The organism is Geodermatophilus aquaeductus (assembly GCF_900182545.1).
Lineage (GTDB): Bacteria > Actinomycetota > Actinomycetes > Mycobacteriales > Geodermatophilaceae > Geodermatophilus > Geodermatophilus aquaeductus.
Genome location: NZ_FXTJ01000001.1, coordinates 257,217 through 274,277, shown reverse-complemented (window position 1 = coordinate 274,277; position 17,061 = coordinate 257,217). Strand labels below are relative to the sequence as shown.

The window sequence follows — 17,061 nt, the reverse complement described above, 5'->3', positions numbered from 1 at the left end:
ACGACGCCGGCGGCAGGGAGCTGACATGGGTCTCGAGGAGAAGCTGCCGAGCGGCTTCCTGCTGACCACCGTCGAGAAGCTGGTCAACTGGACGCGCAAGTCCTCGCTGTGGCCGGCGACCTTCGGCCTGGCCTGCTGCGCCATCGAGATGATGGCCACCGGTGCCGGCCGCTACGACCTCGCCCGCTTCGGCATGGAGGTCTTCCGGGCCTCCCCGCGCCAGGCCGACCTGATGATCGTGGCCGGCCGGGTGAGCCAGAAGATGGCCCCGGTCCTGCGGCAGATCTACGACCAGATGCCCGAGCCGCGCTGGGTGCTCGCGATGGGTGTCTGCGCCAGCTCCGGCGGCATGTTCAACAACTACGCGGTGGTGCAGGGCGTCGACCACGTCGTCCCGGTGGACATGTACCTGCCCGGCTGCCCGCCGCGTCCGGAGATGCTGATGGACGCCATCCTCAAGCTGCACCACAAGATCCAGAACGAGCCGCTCGGCGCCCGGCGCGCCCGCCAGCTCGAGGAGGACCGGGCCGAGGGCCGCGCGCCCGATCTGCTGGTCGAGATGCCCTCGAGCGTCCGCGCCGACAAGACCCAGCGGGCGGCCTACGAGCAGGCCGCGGCGCTCGGGCGCACCGGCCAGTTCGCCATCGAGCAGCGCGGCGGCGACGCGGTCCTGCTCCCCGGCCCGCGCGGCGGGTCCCGGTGACCGGCCCCGGCGACCGCAGCGGCGCCGACGCCTCGCGCGGCGCGTCCGCGGGCGGCGGCGGCTTCCGCAAGGGCGCGTTCGGCGTCAGCGGCAGCGGCGACACCTCCGGCTTCGGCGGCCTGGTCCGCGTCGAGCCCGGCGGCGCGGTGGCGCTGCACTCCACCGACCGCCCCTACGGCGGCTGGTTCGACGAGGTCACCGACGCGCTCATCGACGCCGTCGGCGCGGCCACCTACGCCGCCGCCGTGCCGCGCGTCCTCGTCGACCGCGGGGAGATCACCTACTTCGTCGCCCGCGAGCACCTGCTGACCCTGGTCCAGGCGCTGCGCGACGACGACGCCCTGCGCTTCGAGCTGTGCAGCAGCGTCTCCGGTGTCGACTACCTCGACAGCGGCGGCCCCGCGGCGAGCGACGGCCGGCCGCGGCTGCACGTCGTCTACCACCTGACCTCCATGACCTACCGGCGGCGGATCCGCCTGGAGGTCGCCGTCACGGTCGAGGACCCGCACGTGCCGTCGGTGTCCTCGGTCTACCCAACGGCGGACTGGCACGAGCGGGAGACGCACGACATGTTCGGCATCGTCTTCGACGGCCACCCGGCGCTGACCCGGATCCTCATGCCCGACGACTGGGACGGGTTCCCGCAGCGCAAGGACTACCCCCTCGGCGGCGTGCCGGTGGAGTACCACGACGCGACGATCCCGCCGCCCGACACCCGCCGGAGCTACCGGTGACCACGACCGGATACGACCCGTACGCGGGCTCCCGCCAGACCACCGAGGGCCGCGTCTACACCGTCACCGGCGGCGACTGGGACCAGACCCTCGGGGTGGACCACAGCGGCGAGGAGCGCCTCGTCGTCAACATGGGGCCCCAGCACCCCTCGACGCACGGCGTCCTGCGGCTGGTCCTCGACCTCGAGGGCGAGACGGTGACCAAGGCGCGGGTGGTCATCGGCTACCTGCACACCGGCATCGAGAAGAACGTCGAGTACCGCAACTGGACCCAGGGCACGACGTTCGTGACCCGCATGGACTACCTGGCCCCGCTGTACAACGAGGCCGCCTACTGCATGGCCGTGGAGAAGCTGCTCGGCATCGAGGTGCCGCAGCGGGCGCAGACGATCCGCGTGATGGTCATGGAGATCAACCGGATCGCCTCGCACCTGGTCGGCCTGGCCACCGGCGGCATGGAGCTCGGCGCGCTGACCGGCATGACCAACGGCTTCCGCGAGCGGGAGCTGTGCCTCGACGTGCTCGAGGAGATCACCGGCCTGCGGATGAACCACGCCTACATCCGCCCCGGCGGCGTGGCCCAGGACCTCCCGGCCGGCGTGGAGGACTCGATCCGCGAGTGGCTGGCGATCATGCCCGAGCGGCTGGCCGGCTACCACAAGCTGCTCACCGGCCAGCCGATCTGGCAGCGCCGGCTCAAGGACGTCGGCTACCTCGACGTCACCGGCTGCCTGGCGCTCGGCGTCACCGGGCCGGTGCTGCGCGCCGCCGGCCTGCCGTGGGACCTGCGCAAGGTCGACCCCTACCTCGGCTACGAGACCTACGACTTCGAGGTGCCGACCGCCGACACCAGCGACGCCTGGGGCCGGTTCCTCGTGCGCATGGCCGAGATGACCGAGTCGCTGAAGATCGTCGAGCAGGCGCTGGACCGGCTCGAGCCCGGACCGGTCATGGTCGAGGACCGCAAGATCGCGTGGCCGGCCCAGCTCTCGCTCGGCGCCGACGGCATGGGCCAGTCCCTCGACCACGTCCGCCACATCATGGGCACCTCGATGGAGGCCCTCATCCACCACTTCAAGTTGGTCACCGAGGGCTTCCGGGTGCCGGCCGGCCAGGTCTACGTGCCGGTCGAGTCGCCCCGCGGGGAGCTCGGCTACCACGTGGTGAGCGACGGCGGCACGCGGCCGTTCCGCGTGCACGTGCGCGACCCCAGCTTCGTCAACCTGCAGGCGACCGCGGCCATGAGCGAGGGCGGCATGATCGCCGACGTCATCGCCGCGATCGCCTCCATCGACCCCGTCATGGGAGGGGTGGACCGATGAGCGCGCTGCCCGGCTCGGCGGAGGGCGCGGCGACGACGGGACTGGTCGACAGCCCCGTGCAGCCCGCCCCCGCCGACCTCCCGCCGCTGACCGAGCAGACCCGGCTCGAGGCGCGGGAGATCATGGCCCGCTACCCGCAGCCGCGCTCGGCGCTGCTGCCGATGCTGCACCTGGTGCAGAGCTACCAGGGCTACGTCTCGCCCGAGGGCGTCGCGCTGTGCGCCGAGGAGCTCGGGCTGACCAAGGCGGAGGTCGGCGCGGTCGCGACGTTCTACACGATGTACAAGCGCCGACCGACCGGCCGGCACCTGGTCAGCGTGTGCACCAACACGCTGTGCGCCGTCCTCGGCGGGCAGCGGATCCTCGACGCGCTCGCCGCCGACCTCGACGTCCACCACGACGAGACGGCGGCCGACGGCTCGGTCACCCTCGAGCACGCCGAGTGCCTGGCCGCCTGCGACTACGCGCCGGTCGTCACCGTCGACTACGAGTTCTACGACCAGCAGGACGTCGAGAGCGCCCGCGCGCTGGTCGCGGCGCTGCGCCGGGGCGAGAAGCCGCTGCCCACCCGCGGCGCGCCGCTCACCGACTTCCGCGGCGTCTCCCGGCAGCTCGCCGGCTTCTCCCAGCACGCCGACGCCGGTGCCGCGCGCGCCGCCGTCGACGCGCCGGGGGAGTGGGGCCCGACCCTGGCCGGCGTCCGCCTGGCCGCCGAGCGGGGCGAGACCGCGCCGCCCATGGACGGCCCCGAGCCGCAGCCCGCCGACGGCGGAGAGCCGGCCGACACCGTGGCCCCCTCCGGCGACGAGGGGAAGACGCCGGAGAAGGAGGCCGCCGACGCCCGCGTCGCGGCCGCCGACAACCCGGCCGAGCGGGCCGGCGCCGCGCAGACCCACCCCGACCGCGGGACCGAGTACGGCCGGCGCACGCCCGGCGGCTCCCGTCCCACCCCCGACACCCCCGCGGGCACCGAGCCGGGCACCTCCGGCCAGGGGCCCTCGCCCCGGGAGGCCTGAGCACCGTGCCCCTCACCCCCGTCCTCACCTCGCGCTGGGGCGCCGACCAGCCCTGGCGGCTGTCCACCTACGAGTCCCTCGACGGCTACGCCGCGCTGCGCACCGCGCTGTCGATGCAGCCCGACGAGCTGGTCTCGCTGGTCAAGGACTCCGGCCTGCGCGGCCGCGGCGGCGCCGGCTTCCCCACCGGCATGAAGTGGAGCTTCATCCCGCAGCCCAAGCCGGGGGAGACGCCCACCGGGCCGGCCGCCATGCCCAAGTACCTCGTGGTCAACGCCGACGAGGGCGAGCCGGGTACGTGCAAGGACCTGCCGCTGATGATGACCGACCCGCACTCCCTGGTGGAGGGCGTGATCATCTCGGCGTACGCGATCCGCTGCCGGTTCGCCGTCATCTACGTGCGTGGCGAGGCCGTGCACGCCCACCGCCGGCTGGTGTCCGCCGTCGAGGAGGCCTACGCGGCCGGGTACCTCGGCAGCGACGTCCTGGGCTCGGGCTACGACCTGGAGCTGGTCGTGCACGCCGGCGCCGGGGCCTACATCTGCGGCGAGGAGACCGCGCTGCTCGACTCGCTCGAGGGCTACCGCGGCCAGCCGCGCCTCAAGCCGCCGTTCCCCGCGGTCGCCGGTCTCTACGGCGCCCCCACCGTCATCAACAACGTGGAGACGCTGGCCACCGTGCCGTTCGTCGTCCGCGGCGGCGCGGACTGGTTCAAGCAGTTCGGGCCGGAGAAGTCGCCCGGGCCCAAGATCTACTCGCTGTCGGGCCGGGTGGTGCGCCCCGGCCAGTACGAGGCCCCGATGGGCACCACGATGCGCGAGCTGCTGGCCATGGCCGGCGGGGTGCGCCCCGGGCACGAGCTGAAGTTCTGGACGCCGGGCGGCTCGTCGACGCCGTACTTCACCGCCGAGCACCTCGACGTCCCGCTCGACTTCGACTCGGTCGCCGCCGCGGGCTCCATGCTCGGCACGACGGCGCTCATGGTGTTCGACGAGACCGACTCGATCGTCGAGGCCACCCTGCGGTTCACCGAGTTCTACGCCCACGAGTCCTGTGGCAAGTGCACGCCGTGCCGCGAGGGGACCTACTGGCTGGTGCAGGTGCTGCAGCGGCTGGTCGACGGCCGCGGGACGGCGGCCGACCTCGACCTGCTCACCGACACCTGCGACAACATCCTCGGCCGCTCGTTCTGCGCCCTCGGTGACGGCGCGACGAGCTGCATCACCTCCTCCCTCAAGTACTTCCGCGACGACTACGTCGCCCTGCTGCCGCCCGAGGAGCAGGCCCGCCTGGGCCGCTCCCTGCGGCTCGAGCCCGTCGGAGTCGCCTCGTGACGTTGACGCCCACCGCCCCCGAGCCCGCGCCGGCGCTGCCGCCGGGCGCCCCGGGGCCGCACACCCCGCCCGACGCCGTCCACTGCACCATCGACGGGTTCGACGTCGCGGTGCCCAAGGGGACGCTGATCATCCGGGCCGCCGAGATGGTCGGCATCCAGATCCCGCGGTTCTGCGACCACCCGCTGCTGGACCCGGTCGGCGCGTGCCGTCAGTGCCTGGTCGAGGTGGAGGGCCAGCGCAAGCCGGTGGCCTCCTGCACCATGCCGGTCACCGACGGGATGGCGGTGAAGACGCAGCTCACCAGCGCGGTCGCCGACAAGGCGCAGCAGGGCACGATGGAGCTGCTGCTGATCAACCACCCGCTGGACTGCCCGGTCTGCGACAAGGGCGGCGAGTGCCCGCTGCAGAACCAGGCGCTGAGCAACGGCCGGTCGGAGACCCGCTTCGTCGACGTCAAGCGGACCTATCCCAAGCCGCTGCCGATCAGCACCGAGATCCTGCTCGACCGCGAGCGCTGCGTGCTGTGCGCCCGCTGCACCCGCTTCTCCCAGCAGGTCGCCGGCGACCCGTTCATCGAGCTGTTCGAGCGGGGCGCGCTGGAGCAGGTCGCCGTCTACGAGGACGAGCCCTTCTCCTCCTACTTCTCCGGCAACACCACGCAGATCTGCCCGGTCGGCGCGCTGACCAGCGCGCAGTACCGGTTCCGGTCGCGGCCCTTCGACCTGCGCAGCGAGCCCTCGGTCTGCGAGCACTGCTCCTCGGGCTGCTCCATGCGCACCGACTACCGGCGCGGCAAGGTCATGCGCCGACTGGCCGGGGAGGACCCGGAGGTCAACGAGGAGTGGACCTGCGACAAGGGCCGCTACGCGTTCCGCTACGCCGCCACCAACGACCGGCTCGACACCCCGCTCGTGCGGCGCGACGGCGTGCTCCAGCCCGCCTCGTGGCCGGAGGCCTGGGACGCGGCCGCCGAGGGCCTGCGCGCCGCGCGGGCCGCCGGCGGGGTCGGCGTGCTGCCCGGCGGCCGGCTCACCGTCGAGGACGCCTACGCCTACGCCAAGTTCGCCCGCGTCGCGCTCGGCACCCACGACGTCGACGCCCGCGCCCGCGCGCACTCGGCCGAGGAGCAGGAGTTCCTCGCCGCGCACGTCGCCGGCACCGGCCCGGGGCGCGGCGCGGTCACCTACGACGACCTCACCGCCGCCCCGGCCGTGCTGCTGGCCGGGTTCGAGCCGGAGGAGGAGTCGCCGATCGTCTTCCTCCGCCTGCGCCGCGCGGTGCGCAAGGGCTCGCTGGCCGTCTACGACCTCGCGCCGTTCGCCACCCGCGCCGCGCAGAAGCTGCAGGCCACCGTGCTGGTCACCCGGCCCGGTGAGGAGGCCCGCGCCCTGGCCGCGCTGGCCGAGGGCAGCTGGGGTGGTCCCGCCGTCGAGGCGCTGCGCCAGCCGGGCGCGGTCGTCGTCGCCGGCGAGCGGCTGGCCGAGGTGCCCGGCGCGTTCAGCGCGCTGGCCGCCCTCGCCCGCGCCACCGGCGCCCGGCTGGCCTGGGTGCCGCGGCGGGCCGGTGAGCGCGGCGCTGTCGAGGCCGGCGCGCTGCCGGCGCTGCTCCCCGGCGGGCGGCCGGTCGAGGACCCCGTCGCCCGCGCCGAGGTGGCCGCGCTGTGGGGCGTGGACCCCGTCGACCTGCCCTCGGCGCCCGGGCGCGACACCACCGGCATCCTCACCGCGGTCCGCGACGGGCGGCTGGCCGGCCTCGTCGTCGGCGGCGTCGACCCCGCCGACCTGCCCGACCCGGCGCTCGCCGAGGAGGCCCTGGCCGCCGCGTCGTTCGTCGTGAGCCTCGAGCAGCGGCCCACCGCCGTCACCGAGCGCGCCGACGTCGTCCTGCCCGTGGCCGCGGCCCCGGAGAAGGCCGGCAGCTACCTCGACTGGGAGGGCCGGGTGCGCTCCTTCGACGCCACGCTGCACGGCACCGGCCGGCTGACCGACGGCCGGGTCCTGCACGGCCTGGCCGACGCCCTCGACGCCGACCTGCGGCTGCCCACGCCCGAGTCGGCCCGCGCCGAGCTCGCCGCGCTGGGCGACACCGGCACCCGCGCCGACGGTGCCGGCCTGGTCGTCGCGCCGGCCGTGGCGCCGGAGCCCGGGGAGGGGGAGGCGCTGCTGGCCTCCTGGCGTCAGCTGCTCGACGTCGGCACGCTGCAGCGCGACGAGCCCGAGCTGGCCGGCACCGCCCGCCCGCCGGTGGCCCGGCTGGGCGTCGAGGCCGCCGCCCGCCTGGGCGTGGCCGACGGCGAGCTGCTCACCGTCACCGGCGCCGCCGGGTCGGTGACCCTGCCGGTGGCCGTCACCGAGATGCCCGACGGCGTGGTGTGGCTGCCGATGCGCTCACCCGGCAGCGAGGTGCGGACCGACCTCGGGACGGCGCCCGGCGGGCTCGTCCGGCTCAGCGGCGTCCGCACCGGTGCCACGGCCTCCGGAGCGCGGTCGTGATCCTCGCCGCGACCGACCAGCCGACCCTCGAGGACTTCGGCACCGACGTCTGGTGGATCGTCCTCATCAAGGTCGTCGGCGTCTTCGCGGTGCTGGTCGCGATGACGCTGTTCGCGATCGTCTTCGAGCGCAAGGTCGTCGCCCGGATGCAGCAGCGCTCCGGCCCCAACCGGGTCGGCCCGCGCGGGTCGCTGCAGAGCCTCGCCGACGGGCTGAAGCTGGCGTTCAAGGAAGACATCATGCCGGCGCTCGCGGACAAGCCGGTCTACTTCCTGGCACCGGTGATCGCCGCCGTCCCGGCGTTCCTGGCCTTCTCGGTCATCCCGCTCGGCCCGACGGTGAGCATCTTCGGCGAGCGCACCCCGCTGCAGCTCACCGACGCCCCCATCGGGGTGCTCATCGTCCTGGCCTGCTCGGCGATGGGCGTCTACGGCATCGTGCTGGCCGGCTGGGCCTCGGGCTCGACCTACCCCCTGCTCGGCGGCCTGCGCAGCGCCGCGCAGATGGTCAGCTACGAGATCGCGATGGGCCTGTCGATCGTCGCGGTGTTCCTCTACGCCGGCACGATGTCGACCTCGGAGATCGTCGCCGCGCAGGCCGACGGCAACCAGCTGTCGTTCTTCGGCCTGGAGTTCACCGGGCCGAGCTGGTTCGCGGTCCTGCTGCCGGTCAGCTTCGTCATCTACGCGATCGCCGTCGTCGGCGAGACCAACCGCGCGCCCTTCGACCTCCCCGAGGCCGAGAGCGAGCTGGTGGGCGGCTTCCACACCGAGTACTCGTCGCTGAAGTTCGCGCTGTTCTTCCTGGCCGAGTACATCAACATGGTCACCGTCTCGGCGCTGGCCGCGACGCTGTTCCTCGGGGGCTGGCGGGCACCGTGGCCGATCTCGATCTGGGACGGCGCCAACACCGGCTGGCTGCCGCTGCTGTGGTTCTTCCTCAAGGTCTGCGTCGCGCTGTTCGTCTTCATCTGGCTGCGCGGCACGCTGCCCCGGCTGCGCTACGACCAGTTCATGCGCTTCGGCTGGAAGGTCCTGGTCCCGACGGCGCTGGTGTGGATCCTCGCCGTCGCCACGATGCGCACCGTCTCCCGGGAGGCCGGCCTGTCCACCGGTGAGGTGGCGGTGTTCGTGGGCGTCCCGATCGCGCTGCTGGTGCTGCTCGGGCTCTCCCTGGCCAGCCGCGCCGCCAACCGCGACACCCGGCTCATGGCGGAGGAGGCGGCGGCCGGCGGTGTCCACGCCACCGACCCCGAGCCCGAGGCCGAGGTCCTGCCGCCGGCCGGGCCGCGGCGCCGCCCGGCGCAGCGCACCGGCCCGTCGCGCGCCGAGGGCGGCTTCCCGGTGCCGCCCATGGACCTCACCGTGCCGCCGTCCCCACGGCTGCGCCGCGCCGAGCCCGTGGGCGCGGGGCGTCCCGAGGGCGGCGTCGTCAGCAGCGGGCGCCGGGGCGGCACCGCGACCAGCGCACAGGAGGACGGCGATGTCTGAGCGGACCCCCTCGGGAGCCACCCCCGCCCGCCGGAACGGCGGGGAGGTCGAGCGGGCCGGCCGCGACGGCGGCGCACCCGCGCCCCGGCGCAGCCTGCTGCCGGCGCCCGGTCAGGGCTTCGGCGTCACCTTCGGCCAGATGTTCAAGAAGGTGACCACCGAGCAGTACCCGGAGACGCCCAAGGTCACCAAGCCGCGCTACCACGGGCGGCACGTGCTCAACCGGCACCCCGACGGGCTGGAGAAGTGCATCGGCTGTGAGCTGTGCGCCTGGGCGTGCCCGGCCGACGCCATCTACGTCGAGGGCGGCGACAACACCGAGGACGCCCGCTACAGCCCCGGTGAGCGGTACGGCCGCATCTACCAGATCAACTACCTGCGCTGCATCTTCTGCGGGCTGTGCATCGAGGCCTGCCCGACCCGCTCGCTGACGATGAGCAACGACTTCGAGCTGGCCGACGACAACCGGCAGGACCTGATCTACACCAAGGAACAGCTCATGGCCCCGCTGCTGCCCGGCATGGAGGCGCCGCCGCACGCCATGCGGCTCGGTGACGACCAGGCCTACTACCTGCGCGACCCGCAGCAGGGGTCGGCGGCCGAGCCGGTCACGGTGGAGCGGGCATGACCGACGTCGCCATCGGCACCGGCGAGGCCGTCGCGTTCTGGATCCTCGGCCCCGTCGCGCTGGCCGGGGCGCTGGGGATGGTGTTCAGCCGCAACGCCGTCCACTCGGCGCTGTGGCTGGTCAACACGATGCTCGCCCTGGGCGTCTTCTACGTGATCCAGTCCGCGCCCTTCCTCGGCGCGGTGCAGATCATCGTCTACACCGGCGCGATCATGATCCTGTTCCTGTTCGTGCTCATGCTGGTCGGCCGCGACTCCTCCGACTCGGTGGTCGAGACGCTGCGCGGCCAGCGGGTGGCGGCCACGGTCCTCGGCGTCGGGTTCGCCGGGCTGGTCGGCGCCGGGATCGCGCGCGCCACGGAGGGCACCGCGGTCGTGGGCCTGTCCGACGCGCAGGGCGGGACCGGCAACATCGACACGATCGCCGAGGTGCTGTTCACCCGCTACCTGCTGGCTTTCGAGGTCACCAGCGCGCTGCTGATCACCGCCGCGGTGGGCGCGATGGTCCTCGCCCACATCGAGCGCGAGCCCGGCAGCCGGCAGACGCAGAAGGAGCTCTCGCGGGCCCGCTTCCTCACCGACCGGCCGCAGACGCTGCCCGGCCCCGGTGTGTTCGCCCGCGCCAACTCCGTGGCCACCGGCGCACTGCTCCCCGACGGGCGCACCGCCGAGGACAGCCTGGCCACCGGCATCGAGGCGCGGGAGCCCGACCAGATGCCGCGTCCCACCGACCGGGGCCAGCTCGGCAGCCCCGACGCCGCCCTGGGCACGACCACCCCGGAGGACCGGGCATGAGCCTCACGCACTACCTGGTGCTGGCCGCGATCCTGTTCACCATCGGCGCCGTCGGCGTGCTCGTGCGGCGCAACGCGATCGTCGTGTTCATGTGCGTCGAGCTGATGCTCAACTCGGTCAACCTGACGCTGGTCACCTTCGCCCGGTCCACCGGCACCGTCGACGGCCAGATCATGGCCTTCTTCGTCATGGTCGTCGCCGCCGCGGAGGTCGTCGTCGGCCTCGCCATCATCATGTCGATCTACCGGACCCGCCGGTCGGCGTCGGTCGACGACGCCAACCTGCTCAAGTACTGACGGGAGCCGGGGTACACGTGGACACCGTCGCCGCCGAGGGCCTGCTGTCGGCCTCGTGGCTGGTCATCGCACTACCGCTGGCCGGTGCCGCGGTCCTCCTGCTGGGCGGACGGCGCACCGACCGCTGGGGGCACCTGCTGGGGACGGCGACCATCGTCGTCGCGTTCGCCGTCGCGCTGGCGTGCACCGTACAGCTGGCCGGCCTGGAGGAACGCGCGGTCGACGTCGACCTGTTCACCTTCATCTCGGCCGGGCAGCTCGACGTGCAGGCCGGCCTGCTGGTCGACCCGCTGTCGGCCACCTTCATGCTGCTGATCACCGGCGTGGGCGCGCTCATCCACGTCTACTCGATCGGCTACATGGCGCACGACCCGCGCCGCCGCCGGTTCTTCGCCTACCTGAACCTCTTCGTCGCGGCGATGCTGCTGCTCGTCCTCGGCGACAACTACGTGGCCCTCTACGTCGGCTGGGAGGGCGTGGGCCTCGCGTCCTACCTGCTCATCGCGTTCTGGCACGAGCGCCCGGCCGCGGCCACCGCCGCGAAGAAGGCGTTCGTCATGAACCGCGTCGGCGACGTCGGCCTGGCGCTGGCCATCTTCGTGATGTTCGCCCAGCTCGGGACGGTCTCCTACGAGGGCGTCTTCGGCGGGGTCGGCGCCCTGGCTGGCGGCACGCTCACGGCGCTGGGCCTGCTGCTCCTCCTCGGCGCGTGCGGCAAGTCCGGCCAGTTCCCGCTGCAGGCGTGGCTGCCCGACGCGATGGAGGGCCCGACGCCGGTCTCGGCGCTCATCCACGCCGCCACGATGGTCACCGCCGGCGTCTACCTCATCGCCCGCTCGGCGCCGATCTACGACCTCACGCCCACCGCACGCACGGTCGTCCTCGCCGTCGGCGCGGTGACGCTGCTCTACGGCGCGATCGTGGGCTGCGCGTACGACGACATCAAGAAGGTGCTGGCGTACTCCACGGTCAGCCAGATCGGCTACATGTTCCTGGCCGTGGGCCTGGGTCCGGTCGGCTACGCCGCCGCGATCGCGCACCTGCTCACCCACGGCTTCTTCAAGGCCGGGCTCTTCCTCGGCGCCGGGTCGGTCATGCACGCGATGGACGACCAGGTGGACATGCGCCGCTTCGGCGGGCTGGCCAGGAAGCTGCCGGTCACCTTCGTCACCTTCGGCCTGGGCTACCTCGCGCTGATCGGCTTCCCGTTCCTGTCCGGCTACTGGACCAAGGACGCGATCATCGAGGCCGCGCTGGACCGCGGCGGCTGGTCGGGCTGGCTGCTCGGCGCGGTCGCCGTCGTCGGCGCGGGGCTCACCGCCTTCTACATGACCCGGCTGATGATCATGACCTTCTTCGGCCGGCAGCGGTGGACGCCCGGCGTGCACCCGCACGAGTCGCCGCCGGTGATGACGGTGCCGATGGTGCTGCTCGCGATCGGGTCGGTCGCCGCCGGCTTCCTGCTCGTCGTCGTCGCGCCGCTGGGCGAGTGGCTCGAGCCGGTGTTCGGCGTCCCCGAGGAGGCCGAGCACGTGGTGGCGCCGGCCGTCGTGGGCGTGGTCGTCACCGTGGTGATGGCCGTGGGCGTGCTGGCGGCGTGGCTGTTCGTCGGCCGCCGTGAGGTGCCCGAGGTCGCCCCGGCCCGCGTCTCGCCGGTGGTCCGCGCGGCGCGGAGGTCGCTGTACGCCGACGCGGTCAACGAGTCGCTGTTCATGCGGCCCGGGCAGTGGCTCACCCGGGCGCTGGTCTGGGTGGACAACCGCGGGGTCGACGGCGCGGTCAACGGCCTGGCCGCCACGCTCGGCGGCTCGTCGTCGCGGCTGGGCCGGGCGCAGACCGGCTTCGTCCGGTCCTACGCGCTCGGCATGCTCGGCGGCGCGGTCATCGTGGCGGGAGCACTGCTGGCGGTGACCGCGGGATGAGCGGCCCGACCCCCCTGGAGAGGACGACGGACGACGTGAGGGCCGTGTCGATGAGGAGCGTGGCGTGAGCGACTCCCTGCTCCTGGTCGCGATGCTGGTGGTGCCCGCGGTGGGCGCGGCCGTCGTCGCCGCCCTGCCCCGCGAGCGCACCGCGCTGGCCCGGCAGCTCGCCCTCGGGGTGAGCCTCGTGGTGCTGCTCCTGGCGGTGCTCGCCACGGTCGCCTTCGACCCCGACGGCGACCGGTTCCAGCTGACGACGTCGGTGCCGTGGATCGAGAGCTTCGGCGTCGACTTCGCCCTCGGCGTCGACGGCATCGCCCTGGTCATGCTGCTGCTGATCGGCGTGCTGGTGCCGGTGGTCGTGCTCGCCTCGTGGGACGACAAGGCCCCCGCCCGCCGGTCGATGCGCACCTTCTTCGCCTGGCTCCTGCTGCTCGAGGCCTGCATGGTCGGCGTCTTCGCGGCCACCGACGTGTTCCTCTTCTACGTCTTCTTCGAGGCGATGCTCGTCCCGATGTACTTCATCGTGGGCAGCTTCGGCGGCCCGCGCCGGCAGTACGCCGCGGTGAAGTTCTTCCTCTACAGCCTGGTCGGCGGGCTGGTCATGCTGGCCGCCGTCATCGGCCTCTACGTGGTGAGCGAGGCCGCCGGCGACGGGACGTTCGCCTTCGAGTCGCTGCGCCAGCTGGAGATCGACCCGGCCGCGCAGCGGCTGCTGTTCCTCGGCTTCTTCGTCGCCTTCGCGATCAAGGCGCCGCTGGTGCCGCTGCACACCTGGCTGCCCGACGCCGGTGCCGAGGCCCCCATCGGCGGGGCGGTGCTGCTCGTCGGCGTCCTCGACAAGGTCGGCACCTTCGGCTTCCTGCGCTACTGCCTGCCGCTCTTCCCCGACGCCTCCCGCGAGTTCGCGCCGCTGGTGCTCGTGCTCGCCGTGGCCGGGATCCTCTACGCCGCGCTGCTGGCGATGGGGCAGACCGACATGAAGCGGCTGGTCAGCTACACCTCGATCGCGCACTTCGGCTTCATCGCGCTCGGCGTCTTCGCCTTCACCACCGAGGCCGCCACCGGCGCGGTGCTGTACATGGTCAACCACGGCATCGCCACCGGCCTGCTGTTCCTCGTCGTCGGGATGCTCATCGCCCGCGGCGGGTCGCGGCTGGTCGGCGACTACGGCGGCGTCGCGTCCGCCGCGCCGAAGCTGGCCGGCGTCTTCCTGATCGCGGGGCTCGCCTCCCTCGCGCTGCCGGGGACCAACAGCTTCGTCAGCGAGTTCCTCGTGCTGGTCGGCTCGTTCCCGACCCGGCCGGTGTTCACGGTCCTGGCCACCGTCGGGATCATCCTGGCCGCGCTCTACGTGCTGATCCTCTACCAACGCACGATGCACGGCCCGCAGCGCGGCGTGCTGTTCCCGGCCGCCGACGAGCCGGCCGGGGACGCCGTCCCGACGTCGGGCGGCGCGCACGGCGCCACCGCGACGCTCACCGCGCCTGCCCCGGCCCCCGCCCGGACGACGTCGCGGCTGCGCGACCTGTCCCGCCGCGAGATGGCCGTCGTCGCCCCGTTGGTGGCGCTGGTGATCGCGCTGGGCGTCTACCCGCAGCCGCTGATCCGGCTGATCGAGCCGGCGGTCGCCGCCACCATGAGCGACGTCGGCGCCGACCCGGCCGGGACCAGCCCGACCCCCGAGGGGACCGACTGATGACGATCGAGGCCCCCGACCTGTCGCTGGCCGCGCTCGCCCCGCTGCTGTTCGTCTTCGGCGCCGCCTGCATCGGCGTCCTCGTCGAGGCGTTCGGCCCGCGCGAGAGCCGGCACCCCGTGCAGGTCGCCGTCGCGCTGGTCGGCACCCTCGGCGGGCTGGTCGCCACGCTGCTGCTGTCGGGCACCCGCGAGGTGACCGCCGGCGGCGCGCTCGCCGTCGACGGCGCCGGGCTGTTCCTGCAGGCCACCATCGCCGCCCTCGGCGCGCTGTCGCTCCTGCTGTTCGCCGAGCGCAACCTCGACCCCGCCCGCTCGGCGTTCGTCGTGGCCGCCGCCGTGCCGGCCGGCAGCGTCCGCGACCGCGAGCTGCTCACCGTGCCGCGCGTGCAGACCGAGGTCTACCCGCTGGCGACGTTCGCCATCGGCGGCATGATGCTGTTCGTCACCGCGAACGACCTGCTGGTCATGTTCGTGGCGCTCGAGGTGCTCAGCCTGCCGCTGTACCTGATCTGCGGCCTGGCGCGCCGGCGCCGGCTGCTGTCGCAGGAGGCGGCGGTCAAGTACTTCCTGCTGGGCGCCTTCGCCTCGGCGTTCTTCCTCTACGGCCTGGCGCTGGTCTACGGCGCCACCGGCAGCGTCCGGCTGTCGGAGGTCCGCGAGTCGGTGTCCGGCGACGGCAGCGGCATCCTGGCCGTCCTCGGCCTGGCGCTGCTGATCGTGGGCCTGCTGTTCAAGGCCAGCGTCGCGCCGTTCCACACCTGGACGCCCGACGTCTACCAGGGCGCGCCCACCCCCGTGACGGCGTTCATGGCCGCCTGCACGAAGGTCGCCGCGTTCGGCGCGATCCTGCGGCTGCTCTACGTCGGCTTCGGCACCGAGGAGTGGACCTGGCGGCCGTTGATCTACGGCGTGGCGATCGTCTCGATGGTCGTCGGCGCCGTCCTGGGCCTGACCCAGACCGACCTCAAGCGGATGCTCGCCTACTCGTCGGTGGCGCACGCCGGGTTCCTGCTCACCGGCGTCCTCGGCTACCCCAGCGGCGGTGACCCCGACGGGTCGGGCCTGCCGGCCGTGATGTTCTACCTGGTGGCGTACGGCCTGACGACGCTCGGCGCCTTCGCCGTCCTCACCCTCGTGCGCAGCGGCGACGGCGAGGCCACGCACCTGTCGCAGTGGGCAGGGCTCGCGCAGCGCTCGCCGCTCACCGCGGCGGTCATGAGCCTGTTCCTGCTCGCGCTCGCCGGGATCCCGCTCACCAGCGGCTTCACCGGCAAGTTCGCCGTCTTCCGGGCCGCGATCGAGGACGGTGCCTGGCCGCTGGTGCTGGTCGCCGTCCTGACCAGCGCGGTGGCGGCGTTCTTCTACCTGCGGGTCATCGTGCTCATGTACTTCTCCGAGCCGGCCGCCGACGGGCCCACCGTCGGCGTGCCCGGCATGCCCACGACGGTCGTCCTGGCGGTGACCGCCGCGGCCACGCTCGTGCTCGGGATCGTGCCCGGGGCGGTGCTCGGTCTCGCCGATCAGGCGGCTATCTTCGTCGGTTGATGACCGGACCCCGTGCCGCCGTCGACGGGATCGCCCCGGCCGAGGTCTGGCACCGCATCTCGACCCCCGCCTCCACCATGGGCCCCTGGCTCCCCGGCGGGGCCCTCGGCGACGCCCTCGCCCAGGGACTGGCCGACGTGGAGGCCGCGCTGGCCACCGCGGTGGCCAGCGAGCACCCGTTCGTCTCCGAGGCCGCCGGCCACCTCATGGCCGCCGGCGGCAAGCGCTTTCGGCCGATGCTCGCCCTGCTCGCCGCCCAGCTCGGCGACGCCCGCGCGCCCGAGGTCGTGCAGGCCGCCGTCGTGTGCGAGCTCACCCACCTGGCCACGCTGTACCACGACGACGTCATGGACGAGGCCGCCGTCCGCCGTGGAGCGCCCAGCGCCAACAGCCGGTGGACCAACAGCGTCGCCATCCTCACCGGCGACTTCCTCTTCGCCCGCGCCTCCGACCTGCTGGCCGACCTCGGGCCGGAGGCGGTGCGCATCCAGGCGCGCACGTTCGAGCGGCTGGTCACCGGGCAGATCCGCGAGACGGTCGGTGCGCGCGACGGCGAGGACCGCGTGTCGCACTACCTCGAGGTGCTGGCCGACAAGACCGGCTCCCTGGTGGCCACGTCGGCCCGCTTCGGCGCCCGCTTCGCCGGGGTGGCGCCGGAGCTGGTGACCGCGCTGACCCGCTTCGGCGAGGAGGTCGGCGTCGCGTTCCAGCTCTCCGACGACCTGCTCGACATCGTCAGCCAGGACGGCGCCTCCGGGAAGGCGCCCGGCACGGACCTGCGCGAGGGCATCGCCACGCTGCCGGCGCTCATCGCCCTGGCCGGCGACGACCCCGCCGACGCCCGGCTGCGCGAGCTGGTCGCCCGCCCGCTGTCCGACGACGCCGAGCACGCCGAGGCCCTGGCGCTGCTGCGGGAGTCCGTGGCCCTCGAGCGCGCCGGCGCGGTGCTGCGCGACTACGCCGACCGCGCGCGGGCGTCGCTGTCCGCGGTCCCCGCCGGCGAGGTCCGCGAGGCCCTGTCGGCGCTCTGCGACTACGTGGTCACCCGCACCAGCTGAGCGGACGGCGCCGTCCGCACGGC

14 protein-coding genes are annotated in these 17,061 nt (G+C 73.6%); all 14 read left to right on the top strand.

Annotated elements, in window-relative coordinates:
• Positions 1-25: 25 nt before the first annotated feature.
• A complete protein-coding gene (locus tag FN207_RS01335; RefSeq protein WP_110905768.1) occupies positions 26-703 on the top strand; it encodes a NuoB/complex I 20 kDa subunit family protein in 678 nt (225 codons plus the stop codon).
• Positions 700-1,437: an NADH-quinone oxidoreductase subunit C gene (locus FN207_RS01330; protein WP_142456571.1), complete on the top strand. Its 738-nt coding sequence runs from the start codon at positions 700-702 to the stop codon at positions 1,435-1,437. Before FN207_RS01335 ends, FN207_RS01330 begins: the two co-directional genes overlap by 4 nt.
• Positions 1,434-2,759, top strand: a complete 1,326-nt coding sequence (locus FN207_RS01325; RefSeq protein ID WP_142456570.1) for an NADH-quinone oxidoreductase subunit D — start codon at positions 1,434-1,436, stop codon at positions 2,757-2,759. Before FN207_RS01330 ends, FN207_RS01325 begins: the two co-directional genes overlap by 4 nt.
• A complete protein-coding gene (gene nuoE / locus FN207_RS01320) occupies positions 2,756-3,775 on the top strand; it encodes an NADH-quinone oxidoreductase subunit NuoE (protein WP_142456569.1) in 1,020 nt (339 codons plus the stop codon). Before FN207_RS01325 ends, nuoE begins: the two co-directional genes overlap by 4 nt.
• Before the next feature lie 5 nt (positions 3,776-3,780).
• A complete protein-coding gene (gene nuoF, locus FN207_RS01315) occupies positions 3,781-5,109 on the top strand; it encodes an NADH-quinone oxidoreductase subunit NuoF (RefSeq protein WP_142456568.1) in 1,329 nt (442 codons plus the stop codon).
• Positions 5,106-7,604 (top strand): NADH-quinone oxidoreductase subunit G, encoded by a 2,499-nt coding sequence (locus tag FN207_RS01310; RefSeq protein ID WP_142456567.1) that lies wholly within the window; start codon positions 5,106-5,108, stop codon positions 7,602-7,604. Before nuoF ends, FN207_RS01310 begins: the two co-directional genes overlap by 4 nt.
• Positions 7,601-9,094, top strand: coding sequence for an NADH-quinone oxidoreductase subunit NuoH (gene nuoH, locus FN207_RS01305; RefSeq protein WP_246065666.1), 1,494 nt, complete (start codon positions 7,601-7,603; stop codon positions 9,092-9,094). The genes FN207_RS01310 and nuoH overlap by 4 nt, the downstream gene beginning before the upstream one ends.
• Entirely contained in the window at positions 9,087-9,722 is a 636-nt protein-coding gene (gene nuoI / locus FN207_RS01300) for an NADH-quinone oxidoreductase subunit NuoI (RefSeq protein ID WP_142456566.1), read from the top strand. The genes nuoH and nuoI overlap by 8 nt, the downstream gene beginning before the upstream one ends.
• The gene (locus FN207_RS01295; protein WP_142456565.1) at positions 9,719-10,516 is read left to right on the top strand and encodes an NADH-quinone oxidoreductase subunit J; all 798 of its coding nucleotides are present in this window, start codon (positions 9,719-9,721) and stop codon (positions 10,514-10,516) included. The genes nuoI and FN207_RS01295 overlap by 4 nt, the downstream gene beginning before the upstream one ends.
• A complete protein-coding gene (gene nuoK, locus FN207_RS01290; RefSeq protein ID WP_110905759.1) occupies positions 10,513-10,812 on the top strand; it encodes an NADH-quinone oxidoreductase subunit NuoK in 300 nt (99 codons plus the stop codon). Before FN207_RS01295 ends, nuoK begins: the two co-directional genes overlap by 4 nt.
• A gap of 17 nt (positions 10,813-10,829) precedes the next feature.
• Complete coding sequence (gene nuoL, locus FN207_RS01285; protein WP_221887987.1) at positions 10,830-12,734, top strand: NADH-quinone oxidoreductase subunit L; 1,905 nt, start codon at positions 10,830-10,832, stop codon at positions 12,732-12,734.
• A 64-nt stretch (positions 12,735-12,798) separates the two neighbouring features.
• Positions 12,799-14,433 carry an NADH-quinone oxidoreductase subunit M gene (locus tag FN207_RS01280; RefSeq protein ID WP_221887986.1) on the top strand — a complete coding sequence of 545 codons (1,635 nt, stop codon included), beginning with the start codon at positions 12,799-12,801 and terminating at the stop codon, positions 14,431-14,433.
• Positions 14,433-15,980, top strand: coding sequence for an NADH-quinone oxidoreductase subunit NuoN (gene nuoN / locus FN207_RS01275; protein ID WP_142456564.1), 1,548 nt, complete (start codon positions 14,433-14,435; stop codon positions 15,978-15,980). Before FN207_RS01280 ends, nuoN begins: the two co-directional genes overlap by 1 nt.
• Positions 15,980-17,038 carry a polyprenyl synthetase family protein gene (locus FN207_RS01270; protein ID WP_142456563.1) on the top strand — a complete coding sequence of 353 codons (1,059 nt, stop codon included), beginning with the start codon at positions 15,980-15,982 and terminating at the stop codon, positions 17,036-17,038. The genes nuoN and FN207_RS01270 overlap by 1 nt, the downstream gene beginning before the upstream one ends.
• Positions 17,039-17,061 lie beyond the last annotated feature (23 nt).